The sequence below is a fragment of the Pontibacter populi genome (assembly GCF_019336435.1).
In the GTDB taxonomy this organism is placed as follows: domain Bacteria; phylum Bacteroidota; class Bacteroidia; order Cytophagales; family Hymenobacteraceae; genus Pontibacter; species Pontibacter humidus.
The window spans coordinates 171,590-194,737 of record NZ_JAHWXQ010000001.1; the positions used below are offsets into that span (position 1 = coordinate 171,590).

The following is a 23,148-nucleotide window of genomic DNA, read 5'->3' on the forward strand; positions in this document are numbered from 1 at the left end:
AAACTATACCTGCACGTTATTTCTAAAACGCCTGTTGTTGTTTACCACACCGTTTTTCTCATCTTCTTCGGCCTGTGCATCGCGCTTGGCACGACGTTCTTCTTCCAGCTTGCTGTAGGCATTCACGATGTCTTTCACCAGTCTGTGACGCACCACGTCATCGGCAGTCATCTCGACTACGCCAATGCCTTTTACACCACGAAGTATGTTCAACGCCTCCATCAGACCGGAACGCTGGTTGCGCGGTAAGTCTATCTGCGACCAGTCGCCGTTTACCATCAGTTTCGCGTTCGGGCCCATACGGGTCAGGAACATCTTCATCTGGGCTGGCGTCGTATTCTGGGCTTCATCCAGCAGCACAAACGCGTTGTTCAGCGTACGGCCACGCATGTAAGCCAGCGGCGCAATTTCGATGATCTTGTTTTCCTGGTAATACTTCAGCTTCTCAACCGGAATCATGTCTTCCAGAGCATCGTAGATCGGGCGCAGATATGGATCCACCTTCTCCTTCATATCACCAGGCAGGAAACCAAGGCTTTCGCCTGCTTCCACTACCGGTCTGGAAATGATGATCTTCTTCACTTCCTTGTTCTTGAGCGCACGTACCGCCATTGCCACCGACACGTAGGTTTTACCAGTACCGGCAGGCCCTAAGGCAAATACCAGGTCATTCTTCTCAATGGCATCCACCAGCTTCTGCTGGTTCGGCGTCTTCGCTTTTATAACGCCACCCTTCGAGCCATACACAATAACATCCGGAGAGGTAACTATAACTTCTTCATCGGTAAAAGAATCAGAAGAAAGGTATCTATTTACGCTGTTATGCGTAATCTTCCCGAACTTATGGTAATGGTCTATCAGCGACGAAAGTATTTCGTGAATTTTTGTGATCTCAGGGGTTTGTCCCTGTATTTTGATCTCGTTTCCTCTTGATATGATTTTGCTGCTCGGAAATGCGGCAGCGAGTTGTTTAATATTTTGATTTTCGGTTCCCAGAAAGTCTATCAGGGAAATATTTTCGAGTGTTATTACTTTCTCTACCAAATGTTTAGCTCTTATATAGAATGTTGGTAATATTTTCTTTAATTTAAAGAAATTTGGTTTATATAATTACAAATTTATCTAAATTATAGTTCTAAAGATGGCTGTAATTACGTTTCTATCCGATTTTGGATATACTGATCATTATGTGGCTGCGGTAAAGGCGAAACTTCTTTCGTTAGATACTGATTGTAAGATCGTTGACATTACCCACGCCATAGAGCCTTATAACATAGCGCACGCGGAGTATGTGCTGGGTTCTGTGTACCACGAGTTCCCGGAAGGCACCGTGCATTTGATTGGTGTCGATACCCAGCGCAACAAGGATGGCAGGTTCCATGCAGCCCGCCACAAAGGCCACTATTTCCTGATGCCAGACAACGGCCTACTCTCGCTCATAACAGACGGGCAACCGGAGTTGGTGGTAGAATTGAATGCCGAAGATCCATACATGCCCTTCCCTGTGAAAGACCTGCTGGCACCTGCGGCTGTATACCTGGCCACAGGCGGCGATATTGAGGTGCTGGGCGAGCGCACGTTCAACATCCGGCAGTTGCTTAATCGCCAGTTGCGCCTCAACGACCATTCCATTACCGGCCATGTCATACACGTGGACCGCTACGGAAACCTTATTACAAACATAACCCGCGACAGCGTAGATACCATCGCCCATGGCAGAACTTTTACTATACATTTTGGCCGCGAAACAATAGGCCGCATCCACCCCAACTATAGCCACATCGACGATGGCGAATGCTGCTGTATTTTTAACTCGCTGAACCAACTCTGCATCGGCATTAACAAAGGCCACGCCGCAGAGCTGTTAGGTCTGGGCTTCGACTCGCAGATAGACGTGCGCTTTTACCCGGGGAGTTAATTAGTTTTGAATTTTGATTGAGTGAATGAGTGAATAAAATTTAGCATTTTTGAGAGTTTCCCTTTCTGAAATATAAATTCCTAATTTTACCATTCACTCAATCACTCATACACTCATTCAAAATTATGTTAATTCGCATCGTCAGGATGACATTTCATCCGGAGAAGACCGGGGGATTTTTAGAGATATTCCGTACTTCTAAAGACAAGATCCGTGCTTTTGAAGGCTGCAACCACGTAGAGCTTCTGCAGGACCTGAACCACCCCAACGTGTACAGTACTTATAGTTTGTGGGATTCCGAAGAACACCTGAATAATTATCGCGACTCCGAGCTTTTCGGGCAGGTCTGGAAAGCCACAAAAGCGCTTTTTGCTGATAAGCCACAGGCCTGGTCGAATGTACAGGTAGCACTATAATCCTAAAAGACCTGGCAGTGTGCGCAGCTCCTGCTAGTGTTATGGGTTGATAGTATTGTTCTGTCATTTCGAACGAAGAGAGAAATCTATCTCAGCTTATAGTTTGTTACTCCTCTACTTGAACCAAGCCTTACTTTCAAATATCCTCTACTCCTGGGAGCTCTACTCACTTATCGATCTATAGTTTTCTTTGGTGCCCTCACGGCCGGGAGGCCTCGTCTTCGGGCATCGCGCTGCTGCTTTCTTGCTATCCTCGTGCCTCGGATTGCCTGGCGGCACCGCAACAAAGCAAAGGCGCTCAACCCAAAGACTGAGATAAACTTGATAGCTATAGTTTTAACTGGCAAGCTTCGAGTTTGATCGTGGTGATAGTTCCGTAGGGACAGGTAAACCTGTCCTGCTCTTAGCCTATAACTGTAGAACAATAGTTTAGAAATTGATAAAAGCAGTAATTGTCCCTTTGAGGGAACTACAGGGGCGTTAAAACTGCAACTATAAAACTATAATCCTAGCTATAGTAGCAGCCAAAATTCCCCTCTTGGGAGGGGCAGGGGTGGGTTAAAACGTCAACAATGAAAATGTTTACAGGACTATAGTAAAGGCCTTACCTCCCTTCTACCAAGATCCTTTCAGGATGACAGATGGAAGAGCAAGAAAAAACTCCACGCCTTAGATAAGAAGGAGCTAGGGGTGGTTTGATCAACAGTAACTATAGAACTATAACACCAACTAGCAGGGCCTGCCCACACTTGACGATCTCAGACATCGAATTAAACAAACTATAGCCTTTTGCTGTACCTTTGTACAGACAAGCCACATGCTTTTATCTCTGTAGATAAAGGCTAACTAAAACCTGACGCATGAATTACTTCGAGTTTTATAACATACCGGAAAGCTTTATGGCTGATGAGAAAGCGATAAAAGCAAAATATTATCAGCTAAGCCGCGAGTATCACCCGGACTTTTACGCAAACGAAACACCTGAAAAACAACAGGAAATTCTGCAGCTCTCTACCCAGAACACCAACGCTTACCGCACCCTCTCTGACCAGGACTTACGCATGCAGTACATTTTAAAAGAGCATGGCCTGTTGGAAGAAGGTGGTAAGAACGAGCTTCCGGGCGGATTCCTGATGGAAATGATGGAGATAAACGAAGAGCTGATGGAACTGGAATTCGATTTTGATGCAGCTAAGTTTCACCAGATAAGCGAACAAACCATAGGTATAGTTGCCCAACTCGACAACGACATTTTGCCGGTGCTGCAGCGCTACCCTGAACTACACGGCATTACCAAAGACGAGGCCCTGGATGAAGTGAAAACCTACTATCTAAAGAAAAAATATTTGTTGCGTATTCAGGAAACATTATCTAAGTTTGCAACCCGTTCCTGATAGAGGAATGGCCATTTTAGTTCGACCCTAGCTCTGGGCATTACCAAACCAAAGCTAAGAACTAACAAGCCCAGATGGCGGAATTGGTAGACGCGTTGGTCTCAAACACCAATAACTTCGGTTGTGCCGGTTCGACCCCGGCTCTGGGTACTCTTAAACTATAAAAAGCCTTGCAGATGAATATTTGCAAGGCTTTTTTGTTTTAGGGGAACGGTGTAATGGACGGAATTCTACTTTGAAACTGTAACGGAGGGCATGAACTAAATTAGTTTTATAAAAGATATTCTGACACATAAAGCTATTTTAATGCACAACCTTATATTTTGATTCTGCTAGATGATTGAAGCTTCCATAAAAAATAAAGTTCATTTTCTTGTGCAGAGGGTTTTGCTATTAATTTGATGATATCATCACTAATAGACTTTGCAAACCCGAATCCACCAATAGAAGCAACAACTGCATCTATGTTCGATGGTAAAATACCGGAATAAAGACTAGCAGATACATAAGTTGATGCCAGAAGAACATTTGACTTGATATTACCCCACAATAACTTCTTATTATGCTTAAGAGTCATATTTATCCTATTAAGCTCAGGTCGTATCTCATCATTATATATGTCCTTTGCTTCAACTTCACTTAAGGCTATATTCTTTGTTAGTTTGTTAACCTTGTCTCTATAAACTTCAAATGCCTCTCCCTCATTCTGCCTGAGTTGAAGCAATTTAGTCAGACTCACATCATTAATAAATGGAACAAGATGATTTATGCTTTGTAAAACCCTAGACCTTTGAGAAGTTTCACTGGAAGCATGGAATCTATCATTCAAGAGACTCGACATTTCAATATCAAATTCTCTGTTAGTTAAAATATTAGCAGAATAGTACCTTGAGTAAAAGTTTTGAATGTACAGGTTATCTGATAAGGGAACAAGAAAATCATATAACACCCCCGACTCTTTAATAACATCCGGTGTCAATTTTATTTTTTCACCTATTATTTTGATTCTTTTTAATGGGTTTGGAATGTAGTGTACAAAAGAAATAACTATAGGGTGATCTAAAAAATCAGTCTTACTAGAAATTTCAATGCATTTTTCACCACTTCTACTTAAGAATAAAGAGAAGTCAAGGTTTTCCAAAACATAGTCTACAATTATATCTTCAATTGCTTGACTGTTGTATTCGACAACATCTAAGTACTGTTTTTGAAATTTCTTATAGCAGTCTTGGCAGTGATGTACAGTAGACTTTGTGAACTCAAAAATACCTGATCTAAAAAGAGGCATTAGAGCATATATGGTTAAGAAACTATTACAAATATTGTCTCTGGACTTTAGATCAAATGATTTATAGTGAACATATCGGATGAATGGATTCTGGATGTAAACAGTATCAGCGTAAAGAATAGCGTTCCTAGCTAAATTATGTACAGCCTGAAAACTGCATTCAAAACTCGAACAAGGAAAAGCAACCCCACTAAGAGTTGAGTTTGCTACAAAGTTGAATCCTGTGTTTTGTTTTTCTATAGGATCTGAGTTGTTTACCGCAAGATTAAAAGTTTCAATTAGCTTACATAAGAAATCATCCTCCGCATCCATTATTAAACTGTAGAACTCTTTACTATAAACATTAAGACTATCAATGATTTCCTCTAAATACCTCATGGTGCTTTGCCAATTTCTTGATGACTGCTCATCATTATAAGTTGATATATTGGCAATAATATATGCAAAAGTACCGGGATTAGCCGGTTCTTTTTATTAAGATTCCTCTATCATAAATCGAGCGGAATATTTCTCGCAGTTTGACAGTAAAGAAAGTAGTCAATTTGATTTAATACTCATGATCCTGCTCAATAAGTTTGCTGCTCATCTGAAAATTCAATTCTCAAGCTATTCCAGCCATTGTTGGTGTTATCACCAATAATCCATCTACTCTGCTGATTTCACTTGCTGGTGAAAACAGCAAGGTCAATAACAAATTCCGAGCGGAACTAAGGCTTTTGTTGCAGCACACCCAAACACGAACAACCTATAAACATAAGAGCCACTGAATTTCAGTGGCTCTTATGTTTATAGGTTGGTATTTCTTTATAGTTCTAGATTCGACTCTGTACGCTAACTATACAACCTAATTCGCCTTTGCAGGCAACATCAACTCAAACTCCTTGCCTTGAGCTATGGTTAGGGCATAGTCTTTTATCCAGGGGTTGTAGAGGCGCAGGGTTTTATAGTTGGTGCCTTGCTGCAGCGCGTAGGCAGGCAGGTCAGTAATAGTGGAGGTAACTTTAACTGTGCGTGTTGGCAGTGGCTGGTAGCCCTCCCCTGCCGGCAGTTCAAACCTATATTTCTGCGGGTTGCCCAATACTTCTTTTAAGGCCAGAATGCGGAACATGTACCGTGAGGTCTCGTCGTTCAGGTAGAGATCATAGTAATTCTCTACGCCCTGTTGTTGCAGTGCGCGGTCCAGGCCGCCCATGCCCCGGTTATAAGAGGCCGCTGCGTTGGTCCAGGAACCAAAGCGGTTCTTCGCACTTTTCAGGTATTTAACCGCTGCCAGGGTGGCTTTACGCACATGGAAGCGCTCGTCCACTTCACTGTTAACGATAAGGCCGTAGCCACGGGCAGTATCGGGCATAAGCTGCCAGAAACCTGCTGCCCCAGCCGGTGAGGTTACCTGACCAAACAAGCTTTCGGCAAGCGCCAGGTAAATAAAGTCTTCGGGGATGTCGTTTTCTTTCAGGAGCGTTTTTATCTCAGGCTCGTAGCGCTGCATGCGCTTCAGGCCGAGCAAGGTGGTAGCGTGCAGGTAAGAGTTCACCAGAAGCTCACGATCCAGTCGTTCTGCCACATCGGGCACGTGCAATGGTACCGGTTCGCCGGCAAAACTTAGTGTGGTAGGCACAACCGGAGACCTGATCACAGTTGTATTATTAACCTCCTCTGCCGAAGCCAGCTTATTGCTACCAGCCGTAATTAGCTGCTGCTGACTAAACAGCTGCAGTCCAACCACTATAATAAGTGTGATAGCAATATATTTCCACTTCTGTTGTACCATAGCTTCCTCCTTCTCTCTTCAGACTATTTGTTAAAACGCCCTCCTTAAATTAGTAAAAATTGCAGACCAATCAAAGAGACAACGTCAGAACGAGCTCAACAGTACTTTTATAACTTAAGTTGCCTGATTCAATTTAAGGGTTTCGATTTCGCAGCTTAAACTTACCCAAAACCCCACTCTGGTAGAGCTGTATACTTTTCTTTGCTGTAACTATTTGCTAGCGCGGGTTTGTAACCCGTGTTTTTAGTATGGAGTCGGATTTGTAATCCTACTGGGCCAGAGGCCCTGACTATAGTTCGACACGAGCGAGGACGCTCGCGCCATAAACGATAATTCAAAAGAGTAAAACAGCCCTGCTCTCAAAAGGGGGAGTCTAATACTTATGCTCCTATCCCTGCAACTTTTCAGTTATTTCCTCAATCAGCTCATCGCTCCACTTGCCGGCTATAGTTTCAAATTCAGCAGGTGTCCAGCGTTGCAGGTATTCTTTCTCGAGCCAGGTAGTATTCTTATCATGGCCTATAGTATAACTGTTGTGTTCCAGCTTAAAAAGCAGATCTTTGGTAATATCAAACGGTTCTGCGCCCGGTTTATTAAAACCTTCTAGCCTGATCTTTAAACCCAGGTTCTGGATATTCCCGTTCTCTACCGATACCTCCTTCTCATTATCTGAGGGGTCTTTGGTCCAGGTATCGAGCAGGCGTTCCAGGGTAAAGTTTTCGAACAGCTCTATAACAGGCGCAATATTATTATGGATGTGCTGCCCCAGTGCAGGAAGTACATCATTGTATAGTTGCTGAATTGCTTTTTTATCGCGGGTAGGGCGTTCTTCCATGGCTTTGATCTGATGTTTTAGTAGAATTAAATAAGCTTATACGCGCTCTACCACTATGTAACGAGCCGAGTAACCATTGCTTTTGTACAGTAACTGCAGTGCCGAAACAAACGACCTGTCAGCGGGAAAGTAGGATGAGGAGTGATGCATGGGCTCAAGGTAATTTTTATACCCGCCCGGGTTATTACGTTGCAGGTAAGTGCGTACTTCTTTTTCCTGCACTTCGGTCAGCGCTTTTGCCAGCACCACACGCTGTAAATACCGCCTCCCGGTCTGCATACTCTGGTAATCCGGGAACGCATAAAGCTTATAGTAAGCGCTAAGTTTTACGGAGTTCATAGCAACTGAAACGGCAGCACCCGGTTTTGCCGGGCAAGTATAGTTGGGGTGTTTACTTTAAATAAATGCGGAAAACAGAACCTTTGCCCAGTTCGCTCTCAAATTCTATACGCCCGTCGCAGTTATCTACAATGCGCTTTACAATGGCCAGGCCCACGCCGGTCCCATCTACATGCGAGTGCAGGCGCTTGAACATATCAAATATTTTACCCTGATCTTCTTTTTTAAGGCCGAGGCCGTTATCCTGTACCGTCAGCAATACACCTTCTTCAGTAGGCGAAGTAGATATCTTTACCTCGGGTTTACGGTTCGGGGAGCTATACTTTATAGAATTTGAAACCAGGTTATAGATGATGCTGCGCAGGTTCTTCTTGGAAAACAACATTTCCGGTGCCTCCGAAAAATCGTCAACTATAGTTGCTTCATACCCTTTTATCAGGTCTTTGATGTTCAGCTTTACATCATCCAGTATTTCTTTAAAGTGGGCCTTGTCTTTTCCGTCGGCCTCTTCATACTGCACTTTGGCAACTTCTGTCAGGTCCAGCAAGGTGTTTTTAAAGCGACGCACCGAGTCATTGATCATGTTCAGGATCGGTGTCACATCCGATAGTTCAAGGCTCTTTTCCTGCAGCGTTTCGTGCAGCGCTTTCATCAGGCCTTCTATGTTATTGATAGGTGCTTTCAGGTCGTGTGAGGCGGTGTAAACAAAGTTATCAAGGTCTTTATTTACACGGGTAAGCTCCTTGGTACGCTCTTTCACGCGCTCTTCCAGTTCCTGGTTTATCTCTAGGGTACGCTTATTTACTTTTTCAAGCTCTTTCTTCTGCAGGTAAAACTTCACGAAGGTAGATACCTTGGCTTTTGTAATGTACGGGTGCAGCGGCTTGAAAAGGAAATCGACAGCACCAGCTTCAAAGCCTTCAATTACGTGCGCATCCTGCTCGTTTATGGCCGTTACAAATATGATCGGAATATCCCTTGTTTTGGAAATATCACGCAGGAAACGTGCTACTTCATACCCGTTCATGCCGGGCATCTGTACGTCCAGCAGTATCAGGGCCAGTTCTTCCTGTAACGCAATTTTCAGGGCCTCTTCGCCGGAGTTGGCAAAAAGGTAAGTGATATGCTCATCTTCCTTAGAAAGTAAACTCTCCAGGCTAACCAGGTTTTCCGCCTTGTCATCCACTAACAGAATCTTTACCTGATGCAAGCCAGATTCTAAAGCCAGAGGAGTAAGATGTTCGTCAGTGATCATGTAAGGAAAGTAAAAATGCTTGTATTTGCTCTAAGTTCATGACAGTGCAGCCGGGTATACTTTCAATAGCTGCTAAAGGCATGATTTTAATTTCGGCCTCGTTAGGATCCTGCGCAATAGTTTTACCTTGTTTTTCAAAGATATACTTTAATCCTGAACTTCCGTCTTTACTGGCGCCACTTAATAGGATACCTATTGTGTTATGGGCAAACACATCGGCAGCACTTGTAAAGGTAACATCTATCGACGGCCGTGAATAATTCTCCAGTTCAGAGTCGTCCAGCGAAAAGGTATGGTCTTTTTCCAGCAGTACATGGTAGTTGGAGGGTGCCAGGTATACATGGCCCGGTTGTAGCATTTCCTTCTCCTCTACCTCTACTGCTTTCAGGGCAATTTTATGCTTAAATACATCCTGCAGGTTGCCATCATGGTTCCGTAACCGGTGCAGCACCAGTACTATGGGTATGCTGTAGTTGGCCGGCAGCGCCTTCAGTATAGTTACAGAAGCCTGAATTCCGCCCCAGGAGCCGCCTATTACAATAACTTTAGACGATGTTTCCATCAGTTGATCTTGCGGTAAATCCGGTTATTCTTGTCTACAAAATTATAGTTGCTGCTGATCTCCGACATGGCCAGGGTCTCTTTTTTACCAAGCGCCAGGTAGCCTAAGCTCACCATGCTCTCATCAAAAAGTTTGAACACCCGCTCCTGCAGTTCCCGGTTAAAGTATATCAGCACGTTGCGGCAAAGGATCAGGTGAAATTCATTAAAAGAGAAATCAGTGGCCAGGTTATGCGGGTAGATGATCACATTTTTCACCAGTGATGAGTCGAACTTTACACTGCCATAGTTGCTGCTATAGTAGCTCGAAAACTCCTGCCTGCCACCGGCTGCATAGTAACCCGACGTATAAGCTGGCATGTTGGCTGCCGAAAATATACCTGCTTTTGCCTGTTTCAGCACTTTCTGGTTTATATCGGTCGCGTAGATTTTGGTGCGTTCCAGCAGCCCTTCTTCTTTTAAAAGTATAGCCAGCGAGAAAAGCTCCTCACCGGTAGAGCAGCCCGCATCCCAGATCTTAATAAACGGATACGTTGAAAGTATGGGCAAAACGTTTTCGCGCAACGACAGGAAGAACGACGGGTCGCGGAACATTTCAGTCACGTTCACAGTGATCTCCTGCAAAAAATTCTCAAAGAAATAGCTATCCAAAAACAGCTCTTTCCGCAGGGCTTCCATCGAGGTCAAGTGCTTATGGCTCAGAAAACGTTTTATCCTGCGATACACCGATGCCCGCGCATATCCATTGAAATCATACCCGTACTGCGTATGTATCTCTTTGATAAGCTCTTCTACGTCCTGCTCAAAACGCGCTTCGTTCTCAAGCTTCATACAGCCATACCCGCATTAAGGTGAGTAACTTGTCGGTATCTACTGGTTTTGGTATGTAATCGGAGGCGCCTGCTTCCAGGCACTTCTCTTTGTCTTCTTTCATGGCTTTCGCGGTAAGCGCAATTATTGGCAGCTGCTTAAAACGAGAGATCGCCCTGATTCGTTTTGTTGCTTCTATACCGTCCATTTCCGGCATCATCACATCCATCAGTACCATGTCAATCCCTTTCTCTGCTTCCAGTTTCTCGATAGCCTCTTTGCCATCGTAGGCCACCACTACCTCCATGCCGTGTAGTTCCAGCAGGCTGCTCAGCGAGTAAATGTTACGTACATCGTCATCTACTACCAGCACTTTTTTATCGCGCAGCACCTCTTCCGGCACGTGCAGCTTCATCTTAAACTCCTTGCCCGACGGCAGCTTCTGGTTCACCTTGTGCAGGAACAGCTGTACTTCATCCAGCAAACGCAGGTAAGAGTATTCGTTTTTAATGATGATCGTGTTGGCGAACTCCTTCAGGGCGGTTTCCTCTTCCTCGTTCAGGTCTTTGCCCGAATAAATGATGATCGGAATATCAGAAAGACCAGTTTGCGATTTGATCTTCTTCATCCAGTCATAGCCTTTCATGCCCGGCAGGTTCAGGTCAAGTATAATACAGTCCACTTTCTGCTTGGCCAGTATCTGTTCTGCCTCTTCCGCCGAGTAAGCTGAAGTAGATTTAAGGCCATGCGCCAGCAACAGTTCAGATACAGCCCGGTTCTCTATCTCGTTATCTTCCACGATCAGGATATTCTCGATAGATGCTCCGGATGTAGACGAAATGGTGGTGAACGCCTTGTTAAGCATTTCCAGCGTTACCGGCTTTGGCAGATACTCTTCGTTGTTGCCATGTTCGCCTATCACTTCTTTGTCGTAAGCCGACATGACGTGCACGTTTATGTGGCGCAGCTCCTTATCTTCCCGCACCTGTCGCAGCACATCCCAACCATTTATATCCGGCAACTGAATGTCGAGCAGCATGGCATCAGGCTTTGCCTGGCGGGCCAGTTTCAGGCCATCGTTTCCGGTATAAGCCTGGTGCACTTTAAAGTTCTTGGCCACCGCAAAGTCAGCCAGAATATCGCTGAAGCCTTTGTCGTCTTCCACGATCAGTACCGAGATCTCTTTGTTGTCTTTCTGGTCTATTTTATGGAACATCTGGCTGATGCCGCCTATTCTGCCATCCGGTTTTTGTGACGGTGCATTTATTTCCGGCTGCCTGCTTGTAGTTTGTTGTTTTGCATCTGTGCCTACCGGTGTTTTAGGAAGGTATAGCGTAAAGGTGCTGCCTTTGCCCGGCTCACTTTCAAGTATAACTTCGCCGCCAAGTAAGGTTGCCAGCTCTTTGCTTATAGTTAGTCCCAGACCAGTTCCACCATACTTGCGTGTAGTAGATGTATCAGCCTGCTGGAATGCCTCGAACACGACATCCTGTTTCTCTTTTGCTATGCCTATCCCTGTATCGCGTACCGCAAAGGCTACAATATCAGTTTGCTCGCGCAGGTACTCCGACCTGAATTTAGGCCTGCTTGTAACCGGGTAAATGGCCAGTTCCACTTCGCCACCCTGTTCGGTAAATTTCATGGCATTGCCGATGAAATTCTTCAGGATCTGCTCTAACCGGAAACGGTCTGTAACTATAGTTTCAAAGCTGCCTGGTGTAAAGGTCTCTTTAAAATGGATCTTCTTTTTGGCAGCCATTTCGCGGAAAAGTGGCTCCATCGAGATATTTTCCAGTTTCACCTCATCCGTTTCCAGCTTAATCATACCCGACTCGATCTTAGACAGGTCCAGTATCTCGTTTATCAGTTTCAGCAGGTCGTTACCGGAACGGTGAATGATCTGTGCATGGTCGATCTGCTTGGTAGATAAGGTATTCTCGGTATTATCGGCAAGCAGCCTGGAAAGTATAAGTATACTGTTTAGCGGCGTACGTAATTCATGGCTCATGTTGGCCAGGAAATCGCTCTTATACTTACTCACCGTTTCTACCTGCTGTATTTTCAGCTCTATTGCTTCACGAGCGTCTTCCAGGGCTTTGTTTTTTGCGGCAAGAGATTCGTACTGTTCTTCCAGCAATTGTGCCTTCTCTTCCAGTTCGGCATTCTTTTCCTGCAGCTCTTCCTGGTTCACACGCAGCTCTTCTTCCGACGCTTTGAGTTCGGCATTCAGCTGGCGTAGTTCTTCCTGCTGTGTTTCCAGTTCTTCGGCCTGGTTTTGTGTTTCGTAAAGCAGTTCCTGGGTTTGCAGGTGGGCTTTCAAAGTAAAGATCAGTACTGAAATGCGCTCGGAGGCAGAGTCCAGCAGGCGACGTTTCACCTCGTTGTAAGCCTGACGGGAGGCAAGCTCCAATGCTCCGACCAGGGTATTGCCAAAGTAGAGCGGTAGAATTATTACCGTAGCCGGTTCGATGTCTGAAAGGCCAGTTCGGATGCGCAGGTATTCCTCCGGCACCTGCTCCAGCACTTTTACTTTTCGCTCCTTAACTGCCTGCCCTACTTTGCCAATGCCAATCTCGAAAGATGGAAGCTGGTCTTTGTGCTGCTGCACTCCATACCCGGCAACCGGCTGTAGTTTGCCTGCATCGTTGTGCAGGTATAGTACACCCGCGTCAGAATCGGTATAGTTGCAGAGATAGGACAGCGCAAGCGATGACACTCTTTCCAGGGAATCCTCGCCACCCATCAGGTTACTAAGCTCGGCTACACCGGTCAGTACCCAGTTACGGTTGGCATTTTCGGTGGTAAAGCGTTGCAGGTTATCCTTCATGTCTCTGATGGCATAACTCAGCACATCCTCCTCGCTCTGCACGGCTACTTCCACATCGTACCTGCCTTGCCCGATGGCCTGCGCCACCTGCGATAGCGAAACCGTTTTATTCAGTACACCCCGGAAAGACGAAGCGACACTTCCGATCTCATCCTTGCTGTGAATATCTATAGTTACATCAGTAGCGCCGAGCTTAATGCGGTCGGCAGCGGTTTTAAGTACAGAGAGCGCGTTTGAAATAAGATTGATGATGTAAAAAGAAAGAAATCCTGTAAGACCGAGTATAAGCAGCATCCCGATTACCAGCAAGGTCATGGTTCGCTCTCTCTGAACGATTTCCTGATTTACCTGTTCCTTAATCCTGCTAATGAGCTGCATCTCTGCTACCCTAAGATCTTCTATGCTTCGGGTAAATAAATTGAAGGTGGCTGTGTTGCTATAGTTCGCCAGGTCAAGATCAGGAGTCTCTTCGATATCCTGCACTATTCCTAACACTTTTTTATAGTTCTCAGAAGCCATAATCTTTTGCACATCAGCTAAAGAAGTTGCATCCGCATACCTTGCAAATTCTTCCAGAGACGTTTCATAAAATGTGTACTGGCTGTGCAATTGTGCAAAGTTCTTGTAAGAAAATCCATTCTCCTGAATAGCCATCATCAAAAGGCTTCTGATCCGGGCCAGTTGTATCTTGGCCTCCGCCAAATCCCTGAAGCTTGTCAGCTGCTTACCGATCGCAACATTACGCACCCCTCCTGCATTCGCATCCATCCTGCTCAGAAAGTCGAAGATCAAACTGGTAGAGTACTGCCTGAAATCTGCAACATCCAGTGTCTTTTGATCCAGGTCATTACGGTATTTTCTGATATCATCCAGTTTAGACAGCTCGGGCAGCATTAAGCCTGAAGCCAGTAAAAACTCTTTCAGGTCGCGTTCTGCTGCATCTGTTAACTGTCGTTGTGACTTTGCCTCAACCAGGAAGGCAGCATCGCCACTGGCTGCTACCAGAATGCGCGCCCGCTCCTTCTGAAAAGCATGTATCAGTGTCGATATTTTTTCAGACTTCTCCAGCTGTATGGCTTCCTGCTTCAGCTGTTCATTCTCATCTATTTCAGTGCGAATGGTAGTAACGACAAAGTATATAAGCGGAAATAACAACAGGGAAAGCAGCAGCAACAGCTTATCTCTGATCTTTAAATTTCTAAGGATGTTCATCTAATAAGATTATGTTCAGGCTTAAGGGAGTAACGGACCTGCAAATTAGGAAAATGTACTCATAAACTTTCAATATTTAGATTTATAGCATTTGAAATGACAGGATAAAGTAATTTAAAACCTTTGCCGAAGGCAACTTGCTATATAGTGCTGTTAATGCCTTTAATGTAGCCTTAACCGTTGTTGTAGGTTTTTAGGGAAAGTACCTACTATAAATTAGCCTGAACTTTCCTTGTGCATAAGTTACAAAGCTGTTGATCTATAGATTCTGGTTTTTTGTTTCTGAAGTCAGCCCATTTTTGTTCTCCAAGAATAGTATAAGTCATTTTAGTTTACTCCCCATAGGTTTTAATACGCTTACCTACAGGCAACTCTCCTATACCAATTTTTATTTTTATAATACAATTTTTTAAATCACACCCTTTTCTAAAGCGTATTCTACTATAAGCGCTTAAGAGCTAAACACCTCATTATCAGTCGATAATCCACCAGGCTTAACTGCAGCACCGGCAGGAGCAACACGTTTGATCACTTTAATAACCAAAAACAGTTTACAGCTATGAATAAAAAATTACCTTTTTGGCTAGGGCTTTTACTTTGTTTTAGTAGCCTTACAGTATCGGCACAACAAGTTACCGAAGAATGGGCAAAGCTCTATGACAGGCAGGACAGCCTCCTTGACAATGCAGTTGATATCGCAGTGGACGCAGCTGGCAACAGCTACGTTATTGGTACAAGCAACAGTTCCGGTTCTGAAAGACGCAACATTGTCACGATCAAGTATTCCCCAACCGGTGAGGAACTATGGGTACAAGCATACGAAGATGACAGTTTAAATCAGACAGAAGCCTTAGCTATCGCTATTGACAATTCCGGTGGCGTCTACGTCATTGGGTACACATATCAGGAAGCCGGCTACGTCAACTACAACTATATTACTATACGCTACGATGCTTCTACAGGGAAGCAGACCTGGGTTCGAATTTTAGATACCCGAGGCAATGATGAAGACATAATCATGCCTGGAGCAGACATTGCCATAGATAATAAAGGGAGCGTCTACGTTAGTTATTCAGTGATGAAAACCTATGGCGAGGATTACGATTACGCTACCGCACACCTTGAAGCTGCAACAGGTAAAGAAATCTGGACTAGCTATTATGATTTGAATAAAGGCTTTGATTCACCAACAGCTATAGTTGTAGACAATGCTGGTGGAGTATATGTTACAGGCAATAGTTGGAGTGAAGATGAAGAGGCCGTTATAAGCACAGTCCGCTACAATGCAGTCTCAGGAAAAGAGGATTGGACAACACAATTAGACAAAAGCTTTCAGTATACAACAGGCAAGTCCATTGCTATCGACAATAATGGCAATGTATATGTTACAGGCAATAGCGGTGGACGATTGGTTCTTGCTCGTTATGAGGCAACAACAGGCGAAGAGAAATGGGTCAGATTCTATGAAGGCGCTCTTCCCAATGCGATCGCTGTAGATGATCAGGGTGGCATCTATGTAACTGGTTATGGAAACGCCGGACACTCAAGCGAAAGCTATGTTACTATTCGATTCGACATGGGTTCGGGCGAAAAGGAATGGGTCAGCTACTTTGAGAATAGTAATGGGTATGGTGAAGCAGTTGATATTGCAGTTGACAATGCCGGAGGTGTATATGTTACTGGCTTTACGAAGGGCGACTATAACTATTTTAATGATTATGATTATACGACTGTTCGCTACGCAGCTGCTACAGGCGAAGAGATCTGGGCTAAACAATACAAAGAAGGCAATAGATCAGACATACCAGTAGCCCTTGGCATCGACAATCTTAGAGGGGTGTTCGTTGCTGGTACCAGTGATAAAGGATACGCCACTATACGTTACAATGCTACTACTGGAGAGCAAGCATGGGTTGCACGGCACAGCACTATAGGTAGCCAAAATGATGCAGCTATAGCTGTTACCATAGATAATGAAGGCAACAGCTACATTACAGGTACTAGCTCAGAAACTATTGTTACGGTTAAGTACTCTCCGGAGGGTGAGCAATTATGGGCAAAAGTTTATGATAAAGGCTTTATTAACATTGCTCATGCTATAGCCGTTGACAACAAAGGCGGCGTTTATGTCACGGGTTATATGAATGACTGGACCAGCATAGATGACTCTAACTTCATTACTATCCGGTACGACGCAGAGACTGGCAATGAGAGCTGGGCAAATCGCTACAATGGCTTGGTAGGAAGCTTCGCAAGTGACGAAGCCATAGCTGTAGCCGTTGATACCAGTGGTGGCGTTTACATATTAGGCAATAGCACAAGTGGAGATAATTCTAATTCAGAGTTCGCTGCTATCCGGTATGATGCAATCTCAGGAGAGCAGGTATGGGTCAAACGCTATAACAATGCTGTAGCCGCAGACATTGTAGCTAACAATAAAGGAGGTGTCTTCGTGACTGGCTATAGCTATGCTGATGCCGGGACAGATTATGTCACTGTACGCTACAATGCCTCAGACGGTACCCAGAATTGGGCAAGCCGCTACAATGGAGCAAATAGCTATAGCGATAACAAGGCTGTTGCTATTTCAACTGATAAGCAGGGCAATATCTTTGTTACCGGTAGCAGTGGAAACGTGAACAGCGAAGATGATTACGCAACCATTCGCTATGCCGCAACAAATGGCAAAGAGGTATGGGTTAGCAGATATAAAGGAGAAGATAACAGCAGCTACAATGCCATAGGCATAGCTGTAGACGATCAAGGCGGCGTGTACGTTACCGGTAACAGTTTTGAGTTGCTGCCTGATTATGACACAGATTATGTTACTGTACGGTATAATGCTGCCACCGGGGAGCAGGATTGGGTAAGGAACTTTGAAGGGGAAAGCAACAGCTATGTAAAAGCAATTGCTGTTGATAACCGAGGTGGGGTGTATGTTACTGGTTTCAGTTTTGTTGAGAACTATAGCAGCAGAGTATTTACTACCCTTAAATATAATGCTTACGATGGCACCCAACTCTGGAACGCACAAACAGAGGGTCCTGAAGACGAAGCAAGAGACCTGGCTCTCGATCCGGCAGGCAATGTCATTGTTACAGGCTACAGTTACGACACAAAAACCGGAACCGGTGGGGATTTCCTAACCATCAAGTACAGCCAGAGCCCCTGTCCTGCTTTAGTGGACGCAGCCATTCAGGGCACAACTACAGTTGCCGTGAAGACCAAAGGTTCCACTTATTCCCTTTCAGATTCCAATGACACTTCCTTTGCCTGGCTCATCACCAGTTCCGATGGCTCTGATTACACGAGCTTTACCGGCCAGGGTACTAACACCATCAAAGTCAACTGGTCTTCTGATCCTGATATGTATAAGCTGAGCGTGGCTTATGGAGGTGAGGCGCGTTGTCCTGCTAAAGATACTACGCTTTACGTGCACGTGTATGATCCGGCCGCAGGTTTTGTCACCGGAGGAGGCTGGATTAAATCACCGACCAACATCGATTACGAATTTATGCAGAAAGGCACCAAGGCCTACTTTGGCCTGATGACTAAGTACAAGAAAGGGGAAGCCAATGCGCTGCAGGGCGAAACGCAGCTACTGCTTGAGAATGGCTCATTCTATTTCAGGAGCATTTCCCAGCAGGCCCGTACATTGGTCATCTCCGGCAATCAGGCCTTTTACCGCGGAACCGGCCTAGTGACTTACCTGAAAGAGAATGGTGAGACGGTGACTGATCCGAGGAAGTTCATGTTCCTGGTAGCAGCCACCGACGGGCAGCTCGACAATTCCAAAGAGCCGGACCGGTTGCGCATACTCGTGTGTGAAATACAGCAAGACGGCACCCGGGGTAAAGTAGTGTATGACAATCAATCTGCCTGTGGATCAGGTGACCTGGATGAAAACGAGGAAGCCTGCTCTACGATCGGCGGGGGCAACATCATCATTCACCGCAATGGCGTGAAAAACGTGAACAGCCAGGCGGCTCTTACAGCTGCTATGCCAGAGCAGGTGGGATTGCAGGCATACCCTACTGCCTTCAGTGACCGCACTACCCTGGCCTTTACCAGCGGAGAGGATGGTGAATATACGCTCGAACTTTACGATATGAAAGGAGCACTGATCAAAGGTATTGCTGCTGGATCTTCCCAAACAGGACAGCACTACCAGCACGAGCTTCACGCAGCAGAACTGCCAAAAGGTATGTACTTAGTGCGCCTTACCAGTGGCAGCACCCTACAGACGGTAAAGCTGGTAGTTCAGAAATAAATAAGTTTATAAGCGAAAGCCAACTAACAAAAACAGGGGCCGCTAAAAATAGCGGCCCCTGTTTTTGTTAGTGCAATACTGGACAGACTACCTGCCAAAATCGTCCTGTACGCGTACAATATCATCTTCATCTGATGGGTTTGTTCCATCCGTGTGCTGCCAGATCTCGGCCAGCACGCCCCAGCCATTCAGGCCAACCAGGCGGTGGCGTTCGCCTTGTTTCAGTTTTATCTGGTCGCCGGTTTGCAGAGTTCTCAGTTCGCCTTCTTCATCGGTCTGGCTGGTTACAACACCTACAGTTCCCTGCGTTACTTTCCATATCTCAGCTCTGCGGTGATGGTACTGCCACGATAATCTTTTCTCAGGAGCTACAACCAGCATCTTAGGGCTCAGTTTACCCGAGATTCGCAGCTCATCCACAGACATTCCATCAAAGTAGGTATCTGCAAATCGTTGTGCCTGGCTTTCATCAATTACAAAAAATCCACCCCATGGGCGGGTTTGGTCTTCTTTATCTATTGTAAAGCCTTTATCCTTAAGTTCTTGCTGTATTTTACTAAACACGTTTGACTTATCCTCTTCTTCCGTCACCATGAAGTCTATATTATTAATCTCGCGCGTATCCATAGTTATTAAGTTAGAAATATATGAATACTGTGATACCAAAGAAATGTTACTGCAAAATTCTTATAATAAATTTATATAGTAACTACAAAAATAAGCAATAAACAGGTTTTGCCAATCCTAAATCACACCTTCTCCAGCGCTGCCTTGCCAGATAACTGATGAACCAGCAGAACAGAAACAGAAAAGAGGGCAACTGCTACTACCTGGTGTAGCACTCCTAAGGAAACCGGCACAGCTAAAATCAATGTGGCAATGCCCAAACCCATCTGTACCAAAATAGCCAGGACTAATATGTTCATTAGTTGTTTTGATTTTTGCTGCAGCTTTTCAGCCCGGCTGCGATACCAGAAGTAAATTACACTTAAGAGCACAACTATAGCTACCCACCGGTGTATGAACTGTACCGTAACACCATTATCCAGAAAATTGAAAAACGTAAGCTCACCTTTTAAATAAGACGGGAAGAACTCCCCGCCCATAAGCGGATAGGTGTTAAACGAAAAACCAGCTTTCAGGCCTGCCACAAAAGCACCCAACACAATTTGGATAAGAACTGCTGCCAACACTACTTTGGCAACTATAGTCAGGTTGCCGGGAACATAGCGCCTTTTGTCCATCGTAAGATCTGCTATGGTCCAGAGGATGACACCTATTAAAGTTAGGGCCAGTAACAGGTGTGCAGCCAGGCGGTAGTGGCTTACATGCGGATTTTCGCTCAGACCACTTTTTACCATTACCCAGCCCATCAGTCCCTGGGCCATGCCAAGCAATAAAATAAACAGCAGCCTCCCGAACAACCACCCGGTGAGTTGCTTTTTGGCGAAGAAATAGAGGAACGGAACTATAAATACCAGCCCTGTAGTACGCCCCAGCAAGCGGTGCACATACTCCCACCAGAAAATATTTTTAAACCCTGCCAGGTCCATGTTATAGTTTAATTTCTGGTACTCAGGAAATTGCTTGTACTTTTCGAAAGCCACCAGCCAGGCCTGTTCGTTTAGGGGTGGCAGCGTACCCGATATTACATTCCACTCCACTATAGATAAGCCCGAACCGGTTAGCCGGGTAATGCCACCGATAACCACCATGGCCAGTATCAGGAGCACGCCGCTCATCAGCCACCAAACTATAGCCGGATTGTATTTTGTCTGTTGCATAGGTCTTGAATAAATCGGGTAAAGGTGTTTAAATATTTTCCCCTCACATATGACGTAAGTCATTCCTGAAATAAATTTAATAGCTGGTAACCGTGCTCCGCCTATAGTTCATTGTTACACATACATGCTGATGACGAAACAATTCTGCGCGTTTTTTGTAACTTGTGCTGAATTACAGAGTACCTGCGGGTGCTCGGCTACACTTACTTTCTACTATTTATGACTAACAAGATATTGAGAACCGGAAAGGTAACCGGTCTGGCGGCTGTGCTCGCCCTGGCAAGCTGCACCTCTACCACCACGCAGCAATCGCAGCAAAACACTACTGCTATGGAACAGAAGAAAGCGGAAACCAACCCACTTTTAAAGGAGTGGACAGGACCTTACGGTGGCGTACCAGCCTTCGATAAGATGAGCCTGGCAGACCTGAAGCCGGCAATGGAAAAAGGCATGGCCCTTAACCTGGCTGAGATAGAGGCAATTGCCAACAACCCCGCTCCTGCTACTTTCGAGAATACGATCGAAGCCATGGAACGTGCCGGCGAAGAACTGAACAGAGCTTTTACCTACTATGGCATCTGGAGCAGCAACGTATCGTCTCCGGAGTTCAGAGCAATACAGGCTGAAATGGCGCCTAAAATATCAGAGTTTAGCTCTAAGATATCTCAGAACGAAAAACTGTTTCAGCGCATAAAAACAGTTTACGATAACGCCCAGAAAAACCCATTACCGGCAGACCAGCAGCGTGTAGTACAGTTAGTGTATGAGAACTTTGCCATGGAAGGTGCCGACCTGAGCCCGGAAGCAAAGAAGCGTTATGCTGAGATCAACAAAGAGCTTTCGTCGCTGTATACTGCCTTCGGAAATAACACCCTGGCCGATGAAGAGAACTATGTAACCTACCTTACCAAAGACCAGCTGAAAGGCTTACCGGAGTCGTTTGTAAAATCGGCAGCTAAAGCTGCGGCTGACCGCGGACAGGAAGGCAAATATGCCGTGCTGAATACCCGTTCATCTATGGACCAGTTCCTGACCTATTCGGATGAGCGTGCCCTGCGTGAAAAAGTATGGAATACCTACTACTCGCGTGGCGATAACGGTGATGCAACTGACAACAACCAGAACATAGCCAAAATACTGAAGCTGCGTAATGAACGCGTGAAGCTGATGGGCTACGACAACTATGCGGAATGGCGCCTGCAAAACCGTATGGCAAAAAACCCTGAAAACGCTATGGCCCTGATGAATGCCGTTTGGCCTGCTGCCATTGCCCGCGTGAAGGAAGAAGTAGCTGATATGCAGAAAGTAGCCAACGCTACCAGCAAAACCAAGATAACGATAGCTCCCTGGGATTACCGCTACTACGCCGAGAAAGTGCGCAAGCAGAAGTATGACCTGAACTCTGACGAAGTAAAGCAGTACCTGGAACTGGGCAACCTGACGCAAGCGATGTTCTTTACAGCAGGCGAGTTGTTCAACTTTAAATTTACCCCAGTAGAGGAAGGAAAAGTTCCTGTTTTCCAGGAGGATGTGAAAGTATGGGAAGTAACCGATAAAACGACCGGCGAGCATATCGGGCTTTGGTATTTAGATCCGTTTGCACGCCAGGGCAAGCGCTCAGGTGCCTGGGCGACAACTTACCGTGCACACACAACTTTTGATGGCAAGAAAACAGTATTGGCATCAAACAACTCAAACTTTGTAAAGCCTGCACCGGGCGAGCCTGTGCTGGTATCATGGGATGATGCGACTACGTTCTTCCACGAGTTTGGCCATGCGCTGCACTTCCTGTCTGCTAACGTAAAATACCCGACCCTTAACAGTGGCGTAAGAGATTACACCGAGTTCCAGTCGCAGTTACTGGAGCGTTGGTTATCTACTGATAAGGTGATCAACCAGTTCCTGAAGCACCACGAAACAGGCAAGCCGATGCCTGCCGACCTGGTAGCTAAGATCAAGAAAGCAGCTACATTTAACCAGGGTTTTGAAACGACAGAGTACCTGGCTTCTGCTATCATGGACATGAAACTGCACCTGGCTGACCCGAACGGCTTAGACCCTGATAAGTTTGAACGTGAAACACTTGCTGCCATGAAGATGCCGAAAGAAGTAGTGATGCGTCACCGTACGCCACACTTCGGACACGTATTCTCTGGCGAAGGTTATGCAACTGGCTACTATGGTTACCTGTGGGCTGATGTGTTGACTTCTGATGCTTCTGAAGCCTTTGAAGAAGCACCAGGCGGATTCTATGATAAAGAAGTGGCTGCAAAACTGGTGAAATACCTGTTTGCCCCACGCAACTCTATGGACCCTGCCGAGGCGTACAGATTATTCCGTGGCCGTGATGCTAAAATTGATGCCCTGATGCGTGACCGTGGTTTCCCGGTTCCTTCGGAGAGCTCAAAGAAATAGCAAACCTAACCTATAAAAAGGCCCTGCAGACTGACGTTTGCAGGGCCTTTTGC

16 protein-coding genes and 1 tRNA gene are annotated in these 23,148 nt (G+C 45.4%); 6 read left to right on the top strand and 11 right to left on the bottom strand.

The genetic code is table 11. The features are described from left to right. Window positions 1-3: 3 nt before the first annotated feature. Window positions 4-1,044 carry a PhoH family protein gene (locus KYK27_RS00690; RefSeq protein ID WP_162427215.1) on the bottom strand — a complete coding sequence of 347 codons (1,041 nt, stop codon included), beginning with the start codon at window positions 1,042-1,044 and terminating at the stop codon, window positions 4-6. A 97-nt stretch (window positions 1,045-1,141) separates the two neighbouring features. Here KYK27_RS00690 and KYK27_RS00695 point away from each other — a divergent pair, with 97 nt between their 5' ends. The 4 genes from KYK27_RS00695 (at window position 1,142) to KYK27_RS00710 (ending at window position 3,878) form a co-directional block, all read left to right on the top strand. Continuing rightward, window positions 1,142-1,918 (top strand): S-adenosyl-l-methionine hydroxide adenosyltransferase family protein, encoded by a 777-nt coding sequence (locus tag KYK27_RS00695; protein ID WP_199108155.1) that lies wholly within the window; start codon window positions 1,142-1,144, stop codon window positions 1,916-1,918. Between the two features lie 125 nt (window positions 1,919-2,043). Continuing rightward, window positions 2,044-2,334 (top strand): putative quinol monooxygenase, encoded by a 291-nt coding sequence (locus KYK27_RS00700; protein WP_199108156.1) that lies wholly within the window; start codon window positions 2,044-2,046, stop codon window positions 2,332-2,334. Between the two features lie 860 nt (window positions 2,335-3,194). Beyond that, entirely contained in the window at window positions 3,195-3,728 is a 534-nt protein-coding gene (locus KYK27_RS00705; protein ID WP_199108157.1) for an iron-sulfur cluster co-chaperone HscB C-terminal domain-containing protein, read from the top strand. Window positions 3,729-3,796: 68 nt separating this feature from the next. After that, window positions 3,797-3,878, top strand: a tRNA-Leu gene (locus KYK27_RS00710). A 166-nt stretch (window positions 3,879-4,044) separates the two neighbouring features. Here KYK27_RS00710 and KYK27_RS00715 read toward each other — a convergent pair. From KYK27_RS00715 to KYK27_RS00750, 8 genes are all read right to left on the bottom strand, one after another. Beyond that, window positions 4,045-5,394, bottom strand: a complete 1,350-nt coding sequence (locus tag KYK27_RS00715) for a hypothetical protein (RefSeq protein WP_199108158.1) — start codon at window positions 5,392-5,394, stop codon at window positions 4,045-4,047. 466 nt (window positions 5,395-5,860) lie between these two features. Beyond that, window positions 5,861-6,787: a lytic transglycosylase domain-containing protein gene (locus KYK27_RS00720; protein ID WP_199108159.1), complete on the bottom strand. Its 927-nt coding sequence runs from the start codon at window positions 6,785-6,787 to the stop codon at window positions 5,861-5,863. Window positions 6,788-7,175: 388 nt separating this feature from the next. Further along, window positions 7,176-7,622, bottom strand: a complete 447-nt coding sequence (locus tag KYK27_RS00725; RefSeq protein ID WP_199108160.1) for a hypothetical protein — start codon at window positions 7,620-7,622, stop codon at window positions 7,176-7,178. Window positions 7,623-7,658: 36 nt separating this feature from the next. Further along, window positions 7,659-7,961: a hypothetical protein gene (locus tag KYK27_RS00730; RefSeq protein WP_199108161.1), complete on the bottom strand. Its 303-nt coding sequence runs from the start codon at window positions 7,959-7,961 to the stop codon at window positions 7,659-7,661. Between the two features lie 52 nt (window positions 7,962-8,013). Beyond that, entirely contained in the window at window positions 8,014-9,216 is a 1,203-nt protein-coding gene (locus tag KYK27_RS00735) for a sensor histidine kinase (RefSeq protein WP_199108162.1), read from the bottom strand. Then, window positions 9,206-9,778 (bottom strand): chemotaxis protein CheB, encoded by a 573-nt coding sequence (locus KYK27_RS00740; RefSeq protein ID WP_199108163.1) that lies wholly within the window; start codon window positions 9,776-9,778, stop codon window positions 9,206-9,208. Before KYK27_RS00740 ends, KYK27_RS00735 begins: the two co-directional genes overlap by 11 nt. Next, window positions 9,778-10,608: a CheR family methyltransferase gene (locus tag KYK27_RS00745; RefSeq protein ID WP_199108164.1), complete on the bottom strand. Its 831-nt coding sequence runs from the start codon at window positions 10,606-10,608 to the stop codon at window positions 9,778-9,780. Before KYK27_RS00745 ends, KYK27_RS00740 begins: the two co-directional genes overlap by 1 nt. Beyond that, window positions 10,598-14,626 (bottom strand): response regulator, encoded by a 4,029-nt coding sequence (locus KYK27_RS00750; RefSeq protein WP_199108165.1) that lies wholly within the window; start codon window positions 14,624-14,626, stop codon window positions 10,598-10,600. The genes KYK27_RS00745 and KYK27_RS00750 overlap by 11 nt, the downstream gene beginning before the upstream one ends. A 559-nt stretch (window positions 14,627-15,185) precedes the next feature. On the opposite strand from KYK27_RS00750, the gene KYK27_RS00755 reads away from it, so the two are divergent. Beyond that, window positions 15,186-18,896: an SBBP repeat-containing protein gene (locus KYK27_RS00755; protein ID WP_199108166.1), complete on the top strand. Its 3,711-nt coding sequence runs from the start codon at window positions 15,186-15,188 to the stop codon at window positions 18,894-18,896. A gap of 87 nt (window positions 18,897-18,983) precedes the next feature. Here the strand turns inward: KYK27_RS00755 and KYK27_RS00760 are convergent, their stop codons facing one another. Both KYK27_RS00760 and KYK27_RS00765 read right to left on the bottom strand, forming a co-directional pair. Continuing rightward, a complete protein-coding gene (locus tag KYK27_RS00760) occupies window positions 18,984-19,490 on the bottom strand; it encodes a phosphoheptose isomerase (RefSeq protein ID WP_199109175.1) in 507 nt (168 codons plus the stop codon). 155 nt (window positions 19,491-19,645) lie between these two features. Next, on the bottom strand, window positions 19,646-20,680 hold the full coding sequence (locus tag KYK27_RS00765; protein WP_199108167.1) for a COX15/CtaA family protein: 1,035 nt from the start codon (window positions 20,678-20,680) through the stop codon (window positions 19,646-19,648). Window positions 20,681-20,899: 219 nt separating this feature from the next. Between KYK27_RS00765 and KYK27_RS00770 the strand changes: the two genes are divergently transcribed. Continuing rightward, window positions 20,900-23,095 carry a M3 family metallopeptidase gene (locus tag KYK27_RS00770; RefSeq protein WP_199108168.1) on the top strand — a complete coding sequence of 732 codons (2,196 nt, stop codon included), beginning with the start codon at window positions 20,900-20,902 and terminating at the stop codon, window positions 23,093-23,095. The last annotated feature ends 53 nt before the right edge of the window (window positions 23,096-23,148 follow it).

What these genes read in the sequence shown, in the direction of transcription:
- KYK27_RS00695 (WP_199108155.1), top strand. Translation starts at nt 1,142, where the DNA reads ATGGCTGTAATTACGTTTCTATCCGATTTTGGATATACTGATCATTAT.
- KYK27_RS00700 (WP_199108156.1), top strand. Translation starts at nt 2,044, where the DNA reads ATGTTAATTCGCATCGTCAGGATGACATTTCATCCGGAGAAGACCGGG.
- KYK27_RS00705 (WP_199108157.1), top strand. Translation starts at nt 3,195, where the DNA reads ATGAATTACTTCGAGTTTTATAACATACCGGAAAGCTTTATGGCTGAT.
- KYK27_RS00715 (WP_199108158.1), bottom strand. Translation starts at nt 5,394, where the DNA reads ATGAGGTATTTAGAGGAAATCATTGATAGTCTTAATGTTTATAGTAAA.
- KYK27_RS00720 (WP_199108159.1), bottom strand. Translation starts at nt 6,787, where the DNA reads ATGGTACAACAGAAGTGGAAATATATTGCTATCACACTTATTATAGTG.
- KYK27_RS00725 (WP_199108160.1), bottom strand. Translation starts at nt 7,622, where the DNA reads ATGGAAGAACGCCCTACCCGCGATAAAAAAGCAATTCAGCAACTATAC.
- KYK27_RS00730 (WP_199108161.1), bottom strand. Translation starts at nt 7,961, where the DNA reads ATGAACTCCGTAAAACTTAGCGCTTACTATAAGCTTTATGCGTTCCCG.
- KYK27_RS00735 (WP_199108162.1), bottom strand. Translation starts at nt 9,216, where the DNA reads ATGATCACTGACGAACATCTTACTCCTCTGGCTTTAGAATCTGGCTTG.
- KYK27_RS00740 (WP_199108163.1), bottom strand. Translation starts at nt 9,778, where the DNA reads ATGGAAACATCGTCTAAAGTTATTGTAATAGGCGGCTCCTGGGGCGGA.
- KYK27_RS00745 (WP_199108164.1), bottom strand. Translation starts at nt 10,608, where the DNA reads ATGAAGCTTGAGAACGAAGCGCGTTTTGAGCAGGACGTAGAAGAGCTT.
- KYK27_RS00750 (WP_199108165.1), bottom strand. Translation starts at nt 14,626, where the DNA reads ATGAACATCCTTAGAAATTTAAAGATCAGAGATAAGCTGTTGCTGCTG.
- KYK27_RS00755 (WP_199108166.1), top strand. Translation starts at nt 15,186, where the DNA reads ATGAATAAAAAATTACCTTTTTGGCTAGGGCTTTTACTTTGTTTTAGT.
- KYK27_RS00760 (WP_199109175.1), bottom strand. Translation starts at nt 19,490, where the DNA reads ATGGTGACGGAAGAAGAGGATAAGTCAAACGTGTTTAGTAAAATACAG.
- KYK27_RS00765 (WP_199108167.1), bottom strand. Translation starts at nt 20,680, where the DNA reads ATGCAACAGACAAAATACAATCCGGCTATAGTTTGGTGGCTGATGAGC.
- KYK27_RS00770 (WP_199108168.1), top strand. Translation starts at nt 20,900, where the DNA reads ATGACTAACAAGATATTGAGAACCGGAAAGGTAACCGGTCTGGCGGCT.